This window comes from Pedobacter cryoconitis (genome assembly GCF_014200595.1).
Classification (GTDB): domain Bacteria; phylum Bacteroidota; class Bacteroidia; order Sphingobacteriales; family Sphingobacteriaceae; genus Pedobacter; species Pedobacter cryoconitis_C.
The window spans coordinates 632,080-647,814 of record NZ_JACHCG010000001.1 but is presented as its reverse complement, the minus strand read 5'-3'; the positions used below and the strand labels follow the sequence as shown (position 1 = coordinate 647,814).

Genomic DNA, 15,735 nt, shown 5'->3' with positions numbered 1-15,735 from the left:
GGTACTAGTTGTCTACCAGGTGTTTAATTTTTTCATAGGTTAAGGGTTTCGTCAGGAAATCCTTAACTGACCTGTAGGACTGTGCTCTGGTCCGTTCTGCGGGATCAATTGTAGAAGAGATGATAACTACGTCAACCTCTGGCTTTTGTTCCTCCAGGAGCTTTAAAAACGTCCAGCCATCTATCTCCGGCATGTTCAGGTCAAGTAGAATTAAATCAGGCTTATTTTCCTTCAGATAATCAAGTGCGCGTATTGAACTCCCAAACTGTACTACCCTTTTATTTTTGTTGTGTTTGGTAATGATCATATGATGCAGCTTATTGGTCAGCGAGTCATCATCAATCAGCATAATATGTTTGGAATCTATTTTGGTAGATTCTGCGATAAAATCATCAGCCTCATGTTCTTTATTGATCAGGCTGTTGAGCATTTTAATAATATCATCCAGCTTTTCTGCCTGGAAATTAATATCTCTCAGTAATTCTTTGATCTTGCTGGTATCAAACGATTCCATATCCGGAAAATTCATCAGGCTCGACAGACTTAAGATATTCGTTATCGGGGCGCGCAGATCATGTGAAGCAAGATGGGAGTATTCATCCAGCAGTTTCATCTGGTTAGATTTTCTGTTACTGTCAATAATGGTACAAGCCACCTGAGGATTTTCAGGATCAGTAAAAACAGGCGTCAGGACGATCTGTAGCAACACATCATCCATATCTTTCACTTTTAACCGCTTTTCTATACTGAAAACCTTCCCTTCAAAGCACTCTGCCACAAGTTTAGAGAACGTCCGTTCATACTTTTGTGAAATGATTTCCACAAAAGATTCCCCAATAGTGGGATTTTTGGCTAAAAAATACCCTATTTTTTCTATGGAATGAATATTGAAAAAAGTAATGTGATTTTTTTTATTAAAAAGAAAATAAGAGTTATCGGTATAACAATCACAGTAAGCACTAAGCTTCATAGTTGATTTCCTTTAGTATGACACAAATACAAGCACTCATTTAATTTTTTTTTAACATTTAACATCCTACTTTAAACTCGAAATCTTCCTATAAAGATAACCAAATTATACTCGCGGATGTAATGGTTCGATAATTGTCTTTTTTACACCAATAGAATAAAGTCACAAACCAACAAAAAAAATATTATTTATGCAAGAAATTCTATCAAAGAAAATATTAGGGAAGAGGATTAAGTCATTAAGACTAGAAAGAGCTTACGCTCAGGTTGATGTAGCAAATTTATTGAATTTATCCAGGAGCAATTATTCTCAAATTGAGCTTGGCAACCAATACCCCACATTTCATACACTGTGTGCTCTTTCAAGGCACTATAAGAAGAGTTATGAATGGCTTTTACACGGAGAAGAGAACAATGAACCACAAGCTGTATTTCCTGTAGCAGGCTTAATGAATGAACTGGAAACTACACTTAAGAATTTCTCTTTGTGTTTGGAAAAACTGGAAAACGAACTTCAAAGTATTAAAATAAAAATTGACGTATCATAAAATAAACGTCAATAAAAAAGCCGCAACGAATACGTTGCGGCTTTTTTATTGAATTTTTTTAAAGATTATTCTGCCGGAGCAGCGTCAGCTTTAGCAGCTTTTTTAGCTGGTGCTTTTTTAGCAGGTGCTTCAGCTACCGGAGCAGCAGCTTCTTCTACTTTTTTAGTAGGAACAGCTTTTTCAACAACTTCGCTAATTACACTTGCAGGTAAGATAGAAACGTAAGATTTGTTATCTTGTTTCTTTCTGAAAACTACAGTACCAGCAACAAGAGCGAATAAAGTATGGTCTTTACCAATACCTACGCCTTTATCAGGATGGTGTTTAGTTCCGCGTTGACGTACTAAGATGTTTCCTGCAATTGCTTCCTGACCACCAAAAATTTTGATACCTAAGCGTTTACTATGAGACTCACGTCCGTTTCTCGAACTACCGGCTCCTTTTTTATGTGCCATTTTGTTTTATATTTTATCAACTAACAGTTATAAAACTGATAATTTTTGTTTAACAACTAATTATAAACTGATACCAGAGATCTGGATTTTTGTGAAATACTGGCGGTGGCCATTTTTCTTTTTGTAACCTTTTCTACGTTTCTTTTTGAAAACGATTACTTTATCGCCTTTTAAATGAGACACGATTTTAGCTGAAACGATAGCTCCTGATAATAAAGGGGCACCAACAGAGATCTTACCTCCGTCTTCAACCAACAATACATTGTCAAATTCAATACTAGCGCCTTCATCTCCTTGTAAACGGTGTACAAAAAGGTGCTGGTCTTTTGCAACTTTGAATTGCTGTCCTGCTATATTTACTATTGCGTACATTGTTAAATAATTAGTATTTTAAATTGTTTATTTTTTTATCGAGGTGCAAATATAGAATATATATTTATAAATTCATAATGATTTACTTTTTCTTACCATATCTTTCTTCAGCATCGTTGATACTCTGCTCCAAAAGGGTCTTCATTTGCTTAGCTACGTCTCTTAGTTTAGCGATATCGTTATAATCTGTAACAAAAATCACCTTTTTAGTTTTACGTTTATAGTTAAACTGCATCACATAACGCAGTACTTTAGATTTATTAAGGTCAGTTCCCGCATTGGAAATTACATCCGGAAAGTTCCAGAACCCAAGCTCACTTGCTTTATTGTGAATATAAATGATATCATTATCTCTTAATTTCACATTCGTTCTGATCAGTGAATCTTTTGCATTCAGATACTGATAGTCCCCGGTTGCAGAATCATAAGAATTCACCAGGTCATTGCCTGCTCCCCATTTGAACTGGAAAGAGACAAACTCATCCGATCTGAAAGGTGCATTTTTAATAATAGGCATATAATAAAACACACAGTAGGCCAGAAAAGGAACTACAATAGTGAGCAGTAGAAATAATTTTTTCGCGTTGGTACTCATCATTTTTAATCTATATAAATTGGTCTTGCATTCTTAACTTATCTAATCCAGAGGCTCTGTAAGCTCTCCCTCCCACTTGCTGACCACAGCTGTTGCCAGGCTGTTACCAATTACATTCGTTGCTGATCTGCCCATATCCAGCAAAGGATCAATACCGATCAATAAGGCCAGTCCTGCTTCAGGAATATTAAAAGTTGCAATCGTACCTGCAATAACTACTAACGAAGCTCTTGGAACACCTGCAATCCCCTTACTGGTCAGCATCAGGATCAGCAGCATAGTAATCTGCTGTTGAAACGATAAATGAATCCCGTAAGACTGTGCAATAAATAAGGACGCAAAGGTCATATATAACATTGAACCATCCAAATTAAACGAGTACCCTAATGGTAATACGAAACTCACAATTTTATCTTTACAGCCAAAGCGCTCCAGCTGCAACATCGTTTTCGGATAAGCCGCTTCACTGCTCGCTGTACTAAAAGCAACAATCACCGGCTCTTTCATCCTGTTCATCAGGTTGAATACTCTCCCTTTCAGAATAAGATAACCGATCATAATCAGTACCAGCCACAACAGCAGCATCGTAGAATAGAATTCCCCGATAAATAAGGCATAAGTAGAAAGGACACTTAAACCTTGTTTGGCAATAATCGCCGCCATCGCACCAAATACTGCAAAAGGCGCAAAATTCATTACATATCCGGTCACTTTTAAAATTACATGCGCAACTGAATCGAAAAACTCAATGATAATTTTACCTTTTTCACCAATAGCCGCAGTTGCGACCCCAAAAAACAGGGAGAAAGCTACAATCTGAAGGATTTCATTGGTTGCCATCGCTTCAGTCATACTTTTAGGGATGATATGCGCAATAAAGTCTTTCATCGATAAAGCCACTTTATGAATCCCCGTATCCTCATGACTGCTTGGAAGCGGCAAATTCATCGCCTCACCCGGTCTGAATATGTTGACCATGATCATTCCCAAAAATAAAGACAATAAGGAAGCACTCATAAACCAAAGCATGGTTTTACCACCGATTCTTCCTACCGCTTTAATATCCCCTACTTTAGCCACCCCAACTACCAGTGTGGTAAAAACTAAAGGAGCAACAATCATTTTAATTAATCTTAGAAAAATATCACTTAATAAAGTAAGTGGTTCCAGCTTTTTCTCTCTTTCAGTTTCGTTATCTCTTCTGATTTTAACGTTTTCGGCTCTTTGTGTCTTCAGTTGCAAGTACTGTACAGATGCTGTATCAGTTCTCTCACCCATCTTTATATCTAAAGTTTTAATTTGAGCATCTGCATTGGTAATCTTGTTGTTATATGTATCAAATGAATTTACATTTAATACGTAACCTAAGATAACTCCTAGTACCAGTGCTAAAAATATAAAGAATGTTAATCTGTTGTTTTTTGACATTATATTTGGTTGAGTGTTTTTTCCGAGCGTAAAACTACAATAATAAACTTATTTTCAGAATCGGGTAATCCGTTTTTGTAGGATTGTGGAAATGTTATAGCCCGGTTAAAAACATTTTAGCACTGTAACAATTTGCTATTAACCGTGTCAAACAACAAAAATAACGACTCAATTGGATCAGAAAGACATCTTATTTAAGCAAATCTTCGACACTAACTCCAAGAAAATATTCCATTTGTGCTATGGCTATACAGGTGATGCTGAGTCTGCAAATGATCTGTTACAGGAGACTTTTCTTAAGGTTTGGCAGAATCTTGATAAATTCAGACAGAAATCACTAATTTCGACCTGGATTTACCGGATCGCTGTAAACACCTGTTTAACCTACCTTCGTTCGGAGAAAAGACAGGCCAAAGACGAACTAACGGAAAATATTATTGAGAACAGAGTAGAAGAGTTCTCTGAAAAAAATGAGCAGGTGGCTCTTTTATATAAATCAATATCCAAATTAGAAGAAAACGACCGTTTAATTATTACTATGGTTCTCGACGAGCTTCCCTATCATGAGATAGCCGACATTTCAGGAATCAGCGAAGGAAATCTTAGAGTTAAGATTCACCGTATTAAACAAAAACTCACCGAATTATACAATCATCATGCAAGAATTTGAACATATACAGTCTCTTTGGCAATCTCATTCTGTGGAGGTAAAAATCACTTCAGAAGAGATGCTGGATCAGGCAAAAAAAGAGGTGAATTCCATTCGTACCAAATCGCTCTTTAACATCGGGGGAATGGTTATTTCATTCCTGGCCATCAGCTCCTTACTGGTTTATTTTGATTTCAGCTCCTGGGCTACGTTCTTAGGGATAGGAATCATTGTATTAGCTGTAGCGATCTATACGATTTTATTATACAGGGAACACCGGTTGATTTCACGGAACGATTTCACAGAGCATCCGGGTGCATTCCTGAAAAAGCTCCACGAATACCAGCTGAGCCGCTTCAATTTATACAATAAGCTTTACTGGTTTTATGCCGCAGCTATATCGGTTGGTTTCATTCTTTTCTTCTTTGAAACACTGAACCATCTGAATACCTGGATACAAATCGCAATCGTACTATTTACAGTAATCTGGATGGCCTTCTGTGCAACCATCCTGCGTAAATCATACATGAATAAAGAAAAAGAGCGCATTGATCTTTTAATTGAAAAATTTGAAAGAATCAGCGCGCAGTTTAAAGAGTCTGTTTAAATTAGCTTAAAGAACAAGAGGATTACTCTTGTTCTTTAACTTCATCTACAGAGAAACTATTTCCTCTTAAGCTGTAATGCAGCATTTTCACTGCGCCGTTCTTTTGTGTACTATCCGTAGAATTAACGATAGGAAACGATCTGAACAACTCTCCGTTTTTCTGGATAAATTTATCATTCCCTCCATAAATCTTCTTCATTTTAGCACTTAAAGGCGGGAAGCTGATTTTATTAAAGCTGCCATTATATTCATAAACGTTAAGATCTCTGACGTTCTTTTTACTCAGCAACTCTATATATAACTCAGGGTTACCATCATTGTCCATATCCATATTCCAGGCATCGGTAATTATACCATCGCGTTCTACAGAGAAAGATTTATAATTATTTTTTGTTGAATCAGACATCAGGATCAGGTACCCGCCAAGGCTGTCTACTCCTCTGCCCCAGCTTAATATTTCAAAGTGAAGTCCTGGTTTGATCACGATATCCTTATGAAAAGGAAAAGTCCCTGCTGTGTTTTTCGCCACAGCCTTCACATCGGCTGCCGGGGAAATTTTAACCGGCTGATTCTGCTTACAAGCAAACAAAAACAACAATCCCACACAGAGTGCAGACTGCTGTAAAATATATAGTTTTCGTTTCATCTGGTTCATTTTATTTTAGCAATTTATACTAAAAAAGCGTTTTAACCAAATATAAAGCCTGTTTAAAATTCAAATGATGAATTTCAAACAGGCTCCTGTTACAAAGAATAAAAAAAGAAATTACTTCGCTCCATTATTTAAAGGAGTTTCAGAAATTACACTACGTTTTCCTTTTGGCGTGATCACAATAGTCTTCAATAAAATTTTAGTGCCCTTAGGCACATTGACTTTTAAAGCAGAACGGTATTGATTAGAAACATCAGAAGGAGTTGTACCGTCTAAAGTATAATAGATTTTAGCTCCCTGAACAGGCACTTTCAAATCCACAGTGATATCTTCTCCATCAATCTGTTTATCAGACTGTCCAACCGGAACCGGAACCCAGTAATTCGTATTGGTTTTATCCAGGCGCGCTAAATGCAATGGGATCCTTTCTTCCGAAAAGTTCTTAAAGTTCTTTTTGTCTAACGGAGTCCATGCAATTTCAGCTAAAGCGAACATTCTTGGCAGAATCATGTACTCTGCTTTCTCCGGGCTTTCAATGTATTCTGTCCATAAATTAGCCTGTACACCTTTGATATATTTCTTTTGATCTGCTGATAGAACTTCAGGAACAGGATCATAAGCATAAGCTACGGAGTAAGGTGAATTTCCGCCGATATTAACAGGCTCACCACTTGATTTAGACTGTGCATGATCAAAGTATAAACCTTGGTTTCCTGGCGTCATAATCACATCGTGGTTAAGTTTTGCAGCAGCAATACCACCTTCAACTCCACGCCATGACATTACTGTCGCATTTGGCGCCAATCCACCTTCTAAAATCTCATCCCATCCAATGATAGATCTTCCCTTAGAATTGATATATTTCTCTATGCGCTGAATGAAATAACTTTGCAGTTCATGCTCATCTTTCAATCCTTTTTCTTTAATTAGCTGCTGGCAGAAAGGTGATTGTTTCCAGTATTCTTTTGGACTTTCATCACCACCAATATGGATGTATTTCGAAGGAAATAAGACCATGACTTCATCCAAAACATCTTCTAAAAATTTAAAAGTATATTCAGTTGGTGCAAACACATCGTCAAAAACGCCCCATTGCTGCTGTACCTGTTTGCCTTTTCTTGAACCAGCCCACGGTGTTTTAGGATCAATAAAAGTATCTCTGTCCGGGAAACAGCTTAACTGAGGATAAGCGGCAATTGCAGCAGAACTATGTCCTGGCAATTCAATTTCAGGAATTACAGTCACAAACTTTCTGGTTGCATAAGCAACTACTTCTTTCACTTCATTCTGTGTGTAGAAACCTTTATAAGGTGTGTTATCAGATGTCACCCCAGGATGATGGCCTACAACCGAACCATTTCTTTCTGATCCGATAGTAGTCAGCTTAGGATATTTTTTAATCTCTATTCTCCAGCCCTGATCTTCTGTTAAATGCCAGTGGAAATTATTCAGTTTATAAGCTGCCATCAAGTCAATATACTTCTTGATGAAAGAAACCGGGAAAGTATGTCTTCCTACATCCAGGTGCATCCCCCTGTACTGAAATCTTGGATAATCTTTGATGATACTGGCAGGTACATCAATTTCCTGACCTTTTTTCTCAGGCATCATTTGCATCAGTGACTGCACACCATAAAAAAGACCAGCACCTTTTCCGGTAACAGTAATATTCCGGGCAGTAACCTGAAGCTCATAACCTTCAGCAGGCAATTTTTCAGCTCCGGCAGAACTTAATACAATGGCACGCTCATTGGTAGCCGCTGCTTTAGATGGTCTCAATGCAAAGCCACCCTGACTGGCGATATAAGCATTCAGGATATCAGCTGTTGCCGCATTGGAGGTTTCATTGGAAACCAGCACTACAGTTTTGTCCAGTTTAAAAACACCAGCCTTTTTTTCTACCGATACCGGTGCAGGTATAATACCTAAGTTTTCATCCGTCTGTGCGCTTACACTCAGCGTGACACAGGCCAGAATAAGCCCTGAAATGATTTTCTTCATGATTTTGATTAAAGTTTATATTTGGTTCATTGTTGGTTAGCTCAATAAATGCGGGCGTGCTAAAAACACTTCCCATAAAAACTCGCCGAAGATGGTATTGGTCCAGGCAAACCATGGTCTTGTAAAGATTTCCGGATGATCCTTTTTAAAGGACTCATGCATAAAACCAGTACCAGCATGCGTTTTCTTCAAGGCAGCAATACATTGTTTAATCTCTTCGTCATCTGTACTGGTCAGTCCTCTGCAAATGATACTCAGCGGCCAGATCATGTCCTGCTGCTCCACGTGCGGTCCGCCAATTCCCTCTATATCCTTCCCTTTATAAAAATATGGATTATGTTCTGATAGCGCAAATTTCCTGGTATTCTGATAAACAGGATCAGTTACAGGTACTGCATTCAGGTAAGGAAGAGAAAGCAAACTTGGCACATTGGAATCATCCATCAGGTTTACATTTCCGAATCCATCCACTTCAAAAGCATAGATTTTTCCATAAACAGGGTGTTCAACCACTGCATATTTCTGAATCGCAGTCTCTACCTCTGTTGCCAAGGCACTCAGTTCAGCAGCAAAAGCTTCCTCTTTGAAAATTGCCCTGAACATTTCTGCTACTTGTTTCAAACTCACGACTGCGAAAAAGTTAGACGGAATCAGGAAAGGGAAGATCGTAGCATCATCACTCGGTCTGAACATAGAACAGATCAATCCAACTGGTTTTACCGGGAAGCCATAACCGGCCATCGGTAAACTGTCTGTTGGTTTAGCGGTATCACGCTGAAAATGATAAGGGCCTAAACCTGTTTTACGTTGCTGCTCTTTAAAGGTTTTCAGGATCGTATGGATAGATGTTTTCCACTCCTCATCAAACGGGGTTGCATCACCAGTCATTTTCCAGTAGTTGTAAGCCAGGCGCATCGGGTAACAAAGCGAGTCTATTTCCCATTTACGCTCATGAACACCGGGCTGCATATCGGTATGGTCACCTGCCCATTCACTTTTCTGCTCTCCATCCCTGTAAAATGCATTCGCATAAGGATCTTTAATTACATAATGTGCCTGGCGGTGGATAATCCCTGCAACTAACTGCTGTAGTTTTTTATCCTCTTTCATAAAAGCAAGATAAGGCCAGACCTGCGCAGAACTGTCTCTGAGCCACATCGCATCAATATCTCCGGTAATCACATAAGTATCAGGTTTGCCATCTTTCATCGCAAATGAAACTGTCGTATCCAGCGTGTTCGGCAAACAGTTATTAAATAACCAGCCTAATTCTTTATCCGAAACTTTCTGCTGGAATTTAAGGATTGCTTTTTCTACTGCCGGACTGCTGAATTTTCTCTTGTTCAACGGCACTCTTACATTTGGATAAGCTAATTCAAACGCTCTTAAATCTTTACTCAAAAACAAACCAGCAGTCAGCAAGCCTGTACTGGTAATGAAATCTTTTCTGTTCATCTATATTTGGTGTTATTACGCCTGCCCCCAGGCAGGCGCTTATTATAATTTAATATGTTTTACTCTTTACTTTATATCCTGCCGCTGCATAATAAAAGATAAATGCATAACAAGGAACCATGATCCAGTAGGCCTGCTGTGCATTTAGCGCATCCACAAGCGCACCATAACAAAGCGGAATGATTGCTCCCCCTGCAATACCCATAATTAATAAAGAAGAGGCTATTTTAGTAAACCTGCCCAGTCCTGAAAGTGCCAGCGGCCAGATTGCCGGCCAGACCAGTGAATTCGCCAGACCCAGCAAAGCGATAAATAAAACTGAAGTATAACCTGTCGTAAAAATTGCAATTACGGTTAATACAATACCTAATACTGCAAACCATTTCATCGCATTTTCCTGACTGATAAACTTTGGGATACAAATGATACCGATCAGATAACCGAGGATCATCCCCATTAAAGTAAAAGTGGTAAAAAACTTAGCCGTAGAAAGCGGAATACCCTGATAATGCGCATAACTGATAATGGTATCACCAGCCATTACTTCTACCCCTACATAAAGAAATACAGTAAGTACCCCTAACAACAAGTGAGGAAACTGAAGAATGCTTGTTTTTCCGGCAGTAGCCTGTGAAACAGCTTCGTCTTCCTGATCTGTATCTATTTCCGGTAAAGTTGAAAAATAGATCAGGACAGCTAATATAATCAGGACAATAATAATGATCACATAAGGCAGGATTACTCTGGATGCCAATGCATTCAGCTCAGCTATTTTCTCTGCCGGGTTCATGGTCAGCAGACGATCATGAAAACCATCCGCATCCTTTAAAGCAATTGCGCCCAAAACGATCGGTGCAATCGCACCAGCCACTTTATTACAAATCCCCATGATACTGATCCTTTTGGCTGCACTTTCAGCAGGCCCCAGGATTGTGATATAAGGATTAGAAGCCGTTTGTAATAAAGCAAGCCCCGTCCCCTGGATAAATAACCCCAGTAAAAACAAACCATAAGTACGTGTCAGTGCTGCCGGAATAAAAACCAGTGCGCCAATCCCCATTACGACAAGTCCCAAAGCCATTCCCTTTTTATAGCCCGTAACTTTAAGCACACTGGCAGATGGGATAGCCATGACGAGGTAACTGATATAAAATGCGAACGCGACCAGGTAAGACTCAAAATTATTGAGCTCACAAGCGAGTTTCAAATAAGGGATCAACACTGAATTTAACCAGGTTACAAATCCGAAAATAAAGAATAAAGCACCGATTATAATAATGGGCGGCATTCCTTTTTTAGCTGTTGTTGTCATTGAATATTAGGGTTTAGGTTTAGGCAATTAAAACTTCCACTTCACAAATGCTTCCATAGCTTCATATTCAGCTAGTCCAAGTTGATCATAAGCCCTTGCAGTTTCCTGCGTACGTGCTTCTGCCCTTACCCAGAATTCTCTTGAATCCTCACCCGGAAAAACAGGGAGATCCTTTTGCGACTGATGTTTGAAAATCGCCAGTTTCTTTCTTTCCACTTCTTGTGGTGAAAGCGGTACAGCCATTTCAATTTCATGAGTTTCAAACTCATGCCATGCACCTCTGTATAACCATAACCAACAATCTTTTGTCCAGCTCTCCGTCTTTCTCAAACGGGTCATTGCTTCCACTAAAATATTGAAACATACTTTATGTGTACCATGCGGATCGGCGAAATCACCCGCCGCAAAAACCTGGTGTGGTTTTACTTCCTGTAACAATTCCATCGTTTGCAGGATATCATCTTCAAAACTTACATCTTTCTGGAACTTACTTCTGTCATAAAAAGGAAGATCCATAAAATGGATACGTTCATCGGTTACACCCGCAAATCTTGCCCCTGCGATAGCTTCACCTTTACGGATCAGTTTTTTTACTGTACGGATTTCTTCCGGATCAGTCTGGTTAGGTAGTTTTGTGCTGATAAAACTACGCATGCTATCATAAGTATCTTTTAAAGCTTTGGCGTCTTCACCCCTTGACTCTGCAAAATCTATATTAAATTCCATGAAACGCAATACATCATCATCCCAGACCGCCGTATTACCCGAGGTCTGATAAGCAACATGTACCTGATGTCCCTGATCTGCCAGGCGGATAAAAGTACCCCCCATAGAAATCACATCATCATCCGGATGCGGAGAGAAAACAATCACACGTTTCAATGCAGGCTCTGCACGTTCCGGACGCTGACTATCATCTGCATTCGGTTTACCACCCGGCCAGCCAGTAATTGTATGTTGTAATTTATTAAAAATATGAATATTGATCTGGTAAACCGGGCCGCGTAAAATAGCCAGCTGCGCCATCCCATTGTTGTTGTAATTGTCTTCAGTTAACTTCAGGATAGGCTTGTTCAATGTTTTTGCCAGCCAGATAACCGCTTTAGTAACCTGCTCGTCAGTCCATGGACAATCCTTAACTAACCATGGTGTATCAAAACGTGTTAGTGAAGAGGCTGCATCCTGATCCAGAATAAATTCTACATGAGGAGATAATTGTAAATAAGTAGCCGGTACATCAGCAGACATTTCACCTTCTACCGCTTTTTTCACGATCGATGCTTTCTTTTCATTCCAGGCCATCAGGATAATTTCCTTAGCCTTGAAAATAGTACCGATACCCATGGTAATCGCTTTGGTTGGTACATTCGCTACTCCCCCAAAATCACGGGAAGCATCTCTTCTGGTCAGCTCATCCAGTGTAACTAATCTTGTTCCCGAATTAGGTGCAGATCCTGGCTCATTGAAACCAATGTGCCCCGTTCTTCCTATCCCAAGTACTTGTAAATCAATCCCACCGAAACCACTGATTTTCTGCTCATACTTCAAACAGAAATCTTCGATGTCTTCTCTTTTCAATTCACCATCCGGGATATTGATATTTTCCCTTTTAATATCAATATGATCAAAAAGGTTCTCATTCATGAAACGAACATAACTTTGATTCGATCCAGGTTTCATTGGATAATATTCATCCAGATTAAAGGTAACTACATTGCTGAAGCTAAGACCTTCTTCTTTGTGCAAACGGATCAGCTCTTTATATACTTTCACAGGAGTGGCTCCGGTAGCAAGGCCTAAAACAGCCTGTTCTCCTTTTTCCTGTTTTGAAAGGATAAGAGATGAAATTCTTTTTGCGACTTCAATACTTGCAGTTTGTTCATCGGCGTAAACACTGACCGGCAATTTTTCGTATCTCGTCTCTTCTAATAAATTTAATCTTGACATGTTTATATTTGTGAGGTTTGGTTCTAAGGATTAATCTGGACGGTTTGCTCCTGCCCAACATAGTTGGTTAAAGTAATCACTGGCAGTGCAGCTCCTTTTTCAGGCTGATAATCGATAATGATCTTTTTAGCTGCCCCCGGAAGGATAGAGAAATAATTATCATCATAAAACACTGGTAAAACTCTCTTTTTAGTTTGCGCATTCACCAGGGAAACCCTATTAAAGAAGCTGACAGGGCCATTGGCCGGGTTGCTTAATGAAACTTCTATCTGTCCGCTTTTCAACTGTTTTGCAGTCATTTTAAGTGCAGAACCTTTCAGCGAGTTTAGTCCTGAATACCCACCTTTACTATCAGCTAACCAGTATAAGTTATTACTTAATAAGTTTTTATTTTCATCTAACAACTGTAAAGAAAGGAAGGAACCTTTTTTGGCTGAAAGTTCATCTACAATCTTTTTAACTGACATTACTTTTTTAGTACTTGCCGGATCAAGGAAACAGAACACCTTGGTTAAAGAGGTCTCTTTTCCATCCATATCAAATACCCTGGCATCCAGCATAATGTTTTGTTTTCCTTTAAAGCCATTGTTAACCACCATCAGCATCCCATCTACAGGATTATACATCGCGTGTAAAGGTTCACTCCCAGAACGTAAACCAAATAAACAAGCATTCGGGTCCAGGTAATAATCATACATCTGTCCACGCATCGAAGTCCATGGATTCTGTGTTTTCCAGATAATTACACCAGTATACCACTCCCACATATGTGAGCTGAAGCCTTCCATTAATCCTCTGTACTGATCATAGTTGACTAACTGTGCTTTCTTTGCAAAATCAGCGATGTCAGCAGGCTTACCATATGGCAAAATATGCTGCTCATAACCTACACCTAAATAATTGTGGTAATCCCATACAGAATCCACCTTTTCAGATGGGCCTTTTGCTTCCCGTTTTTCCGGAGTTACATATACAGGAGCGATCAAATTAGCCTTAGGAATAAATCTTTCCAAAGACTCCAGATCACCAACCCCAACAGAGCCTACTTCAGAATTGAATGGGAAAGTGCGGTCTTTCCAGAAAGTACTTACATCCTGGATCGTATAAGGACCGTCACCATTTCCGCCAATTGTATTCAGTGACATGCTGTCTGAATTCGAATAGTCAATAAACCAGCGTGTACCATCCAGTTTTGGTAAAATTGAATCACGCAATGGAATCAGAATGTCATCCGGTGGGGTAATTTCATTTCCTCCGCACCAAATCGCTAAAGAAGCATGGTTACGTACCATTTTAATCATATCAGTAGCTGATTCAAGGAACAAATGATGGTCATCAGGATACTTTCTGCGCGTCCATTGATCTTCCAGTTTCATTGGATCTTCCCACCTGCCGTTACAATCACCCGACATCCAGAAATCCTGTAAAACCAGCATTCCGTATTTATCACAAGCCTGGTAAAACTCAGGACGTTCAATCAAAGCACCACCCCAGATCCTGATCAGGTTCAGGTTCATATCACGGTGATATCTGATTTCCGTATCATATCTGGCATCGGTAAAGCGAAGCATTGCATCAGAAATGATCCAGTTACCTCCTTTAATAAATATCTTTTGTCCGTTGACCAGAACTTCTTTACTCTTAGTAGTCACATTCCATTCCGTCTGAATCTCTCTGATCCCTACATTTACCGTCTGACTATCACAAAGTTTGACACCTTTTTCTAAAAAGCTGATTTTTAAAGCATACAAATCTTGCTTACCGTAACCAGCAGGCCACCATAACTTAGGATTTGTGAAACTTAAATCAGGAAGATTGATTTCATTCGTACTGTTAGGTTTCAGCGTAACCGATTTGCTGACCTTCTGTCCGCCCATCGTATAAACCAGGTTTCCTGTGACAGGTTTACCAGTTGTATTTTTCAGTTCAGCAGAAACTTTAATAATTGCAGGCTGCTGCTGTCCTGAAGCTTCACGTTTTCCAGGTACCAGGGTAACCACATGCGGATTATCCAGGCTTACACCACCTGTTCTTTCAATATATACTTTATCCCAGATCCCTGTATTTCTATCTCTGATCGGACGGATCCAGTCCCAGCCGGCAGTATATTGGTGGGCCACTCCTTTTGCAATAGTTCCATCACCACCTTGTCCGCCGTTCGGGTTACCTACTTCATCAGGAGGATAAACAATGACAGCTAACCTGTTCGTTCCGCTTTTTGAAAGCAATGAAGTAATGTTAAATGTTTTCCTCAGGTACATTCCTTTGAAAGGTTTATCATTTACTTTTTTACCATTCAGAAAGATATCACAACTGTAATTAATCCCTCTGAATTTCAACCACACCTGGCCATCAGCTCCGGGAATTGCTTCTTTAAAATCTTTAGTGAACCAGTAAGTATAATAATCCCTTCCAGTATCATAAATATCCGGGATCAGTTTATTATTCATTCCAAAAAAAGGATCTGGTACTTCTTTATTTTCCAGCATGGTGGTCAGTACAGTTCCGGGAACTACCGCTTTTTTCCAACCTGACAAAGAGAAACTAGCGTTAGAGATTTCTGTGCCTTTTGCTTTAACTTTAGTAGAGGGCATACATAGCCAGCCCGAATTGAGTTCATATTGATCTTGAGCTGAAGACTGATTGAATGCTGCAAGCACGATCAGTAAAGAAAACAGCATTTTGAGCAATCGGAATTTGGTGGTTTTAGACATTACGAATTTGTGTATTTATTTGGTTTTTAAT

General features: G+C 39.2%; 14 protein-coding genes. 3 read left to right on the top strand and 11 right to left on the bottom strand.

Annotation, left to right across the window (positions count from 1 at the left end; all coding sequences use genetic code 11):
• Positions 1 to 4: 4 nt before the first annotated feature.
• Complete coding sequence (locus HDE70_RS02960; RefSeq protein ID WP_183865188.1) at positions 5 to 970, bottom strand: response regulator; 966 nt, start codon at positions 968 to 970, stop codon at positions 5 to 7.
• Between the two features lie 190 nt (positions 971 to 1,160).
• On the opposite strand from HDE70_RS02960, the gene HDE70_RS02955 reads away from it, so the two are divergent.
• A complete protein-coding gene (locus HDE70_RS02955) occupies positions 1,161 to 1,517 on the top strand; it encodes a helix-turn-helix domain-containing protein (RefSeq protein ID WP_183865186.1) in 357 nt (118 codons plus the stop codon).
• Between the two features lie 65 nt (positions 1,518 to 1,582).
• Here the strand turns inward: HDE70_RS02955 and rpmA are convergent, their stop codons facing one another.
• From rpmA to HDE70_RS02935, 4 genes are all read right to left on the bottom strand, one after another.
• Positions 1,583 to 1,972 (bottom strand): 50S ribosomal protein L27, encoded by a 390-nt coding sequence (rpmA, locus tag HDE70_RS02950; RefSeq protein WP_111631820.1) that lies wholly within the window; start codon positions 1,970 to 1,972, stop codon positions 1,583 to 1,585.
• Between the two features lie 60 nt (positions 1,973 to 2,032).
• Complete coding sequence (gene rplU, locus HDE70_RS02945; RefSeq protein WP_111631821.1) at positions 2,033 to 2,344, bottom strand: 50S ribosomal protein L21; 312 nt, start codon at positions 2,342 to 2,344, stop codon at positions 2,033 to 2,035.
• 82 nt (positions 2,345 to 2,426) lie between these two features.
• Entirely contained in the window at positions 2,427 to 2,942 is a 516-nt protein-coding gene (locus HDE70_RS02940; protein WP_260159900.1) for a hypothetical protein, read from the bottom strand.
• Between the two features lie 39 nt (positions 2,943 to 2,981).
• Positions 2,982 to 4,367: a dicarboxylate/amino acid:cation symporter gene (locus HDE70_RS02935; protein WP_183887928.1), complete on the bottom strand. Its 1,386-nt coding sequence runs from the start codon at positions 4,365 to 4,367 to the stop codon at positions 2,982 to 2,984.
• Between the two features lie 172 nt (positions 4,368 to 4,539).
• Here HDE70_RS02935 and HDE70_RS02930 point away from each other — a divergent pair, with 172 nt between their 5' ends.
• Together HDE70_RS02930 and HDE70_RS02925 are read left to right on the top strand one after the other, a co-directional pair.
• Positions 4,540 to 5,037: an RNA polymerase sigma factor gene (locus HDE70_RS02930; protein ID WP_068401403.1), complete on the top strand. Its 498-nt coding sequence runs from the start codon at positions 4,540 to 4,542 to the stop codon at positions 5,035 to 5,037.
• On the top strand, positions 5,024 to 5,623 hold the full coding sequence (locus HDE70_RS02925; protein WP_183865182.1) for a hypothetical protein: 600 nt from the start codon (positions 5,024 to 5,026) through the stop codon (positions 5,621 to 5,623). Before HDE70_RS02930 ends, HDE70_RS02925 begins: the two co-directional genes overlap by 14 nt.
• Positions 5,624 to 5,645: 22 nt before the next feature.
• Here the strand turns inward: HDE70_RS02925 and HDE70_RS02920 are convergent, their stop codons facing one another.
• The 6 genes from HDE70_RS02920 to HDE70_RS02895 form a co-directional block, all read right to left on the bottom strand.
• Complete coding sequence (locus tag HDE70_RS02920) at positions 5,646 to 6,269, bottom strand: hypothetical protein (protein WP_183865179.1); 624 nt, start codon at positions 6,267 to 6,269, stop codon at positions 5,646 to 5,648.
• A gap of 120 nt (positions 6,270 to 6,389) precedes the next feature.
• Positions 6,390 to 8,276 (bottom strand): beta-N-acetylhexosaminidase, encoded by a 1,887-nt coding sequence (locus HDE70_RS02915; RefSeq protein WP_183865177.1) that lies wholly within the window; start codon positions 8,274 to 8,276, stop codon positions 6,390 to 6,392.
• A gap of 36 nt (positions 8,277 to 8,312) precedes the next feature.
• A complete protein-coding gene (locus HDE70_RS02910) occupies positions 8,313 to 9,731 on the bottom strand; it encodes a glycoside hydrolase family 125 protein (protein ID WP_183887926.1) in 1,419 nt (472 codons plus the stop codon).
• 49 nt (positions 9,732 to 9,780) lie between these two features.
• Positions 9,781 to 11,043, bottom strand: a complete 1,263-nt coding sequence (locus tag HDE70_RS02905; protein ID WP_183865173.1) for a sugar MFS transporter — start codon at positions 11,041 to 11,043, stop codon at positions 9,781 to 9,783.
• 27 nt (positions 11,044 to 11,070) lie between these two features.
• Positions 11,071 to 12,990 carry a glucosamine-6-phosphate deaminase gene (gene nagB, locus HDE70_RS02900; protein ID WP_183865171.1) on the bottom strand — a complete coding sequence of 640 codons (1,920 nt, stop codon included), beginning with the start codon at positions 12,988 to 12,990 and terminating at the stop codon, positions 11,071 to 11,073.
• Positions 12,991 to 13,013: 23 nt separating this feature from the next.
• Positions 13,014 to 15,704: a glycoside hydrolase family 2 protein gene (locus HDE70_RS02895; protein ID WP_183887924.1), complete on the bottom strand. Its 2,691-nt coding sequence runs from the start codon at positions 15,702 to 15,704 to the stop codon at positions 13,014 to 13,016.
• Between the last annotated feature and the right edge of the window lie 31 nt (positions 15,705 to 15,735).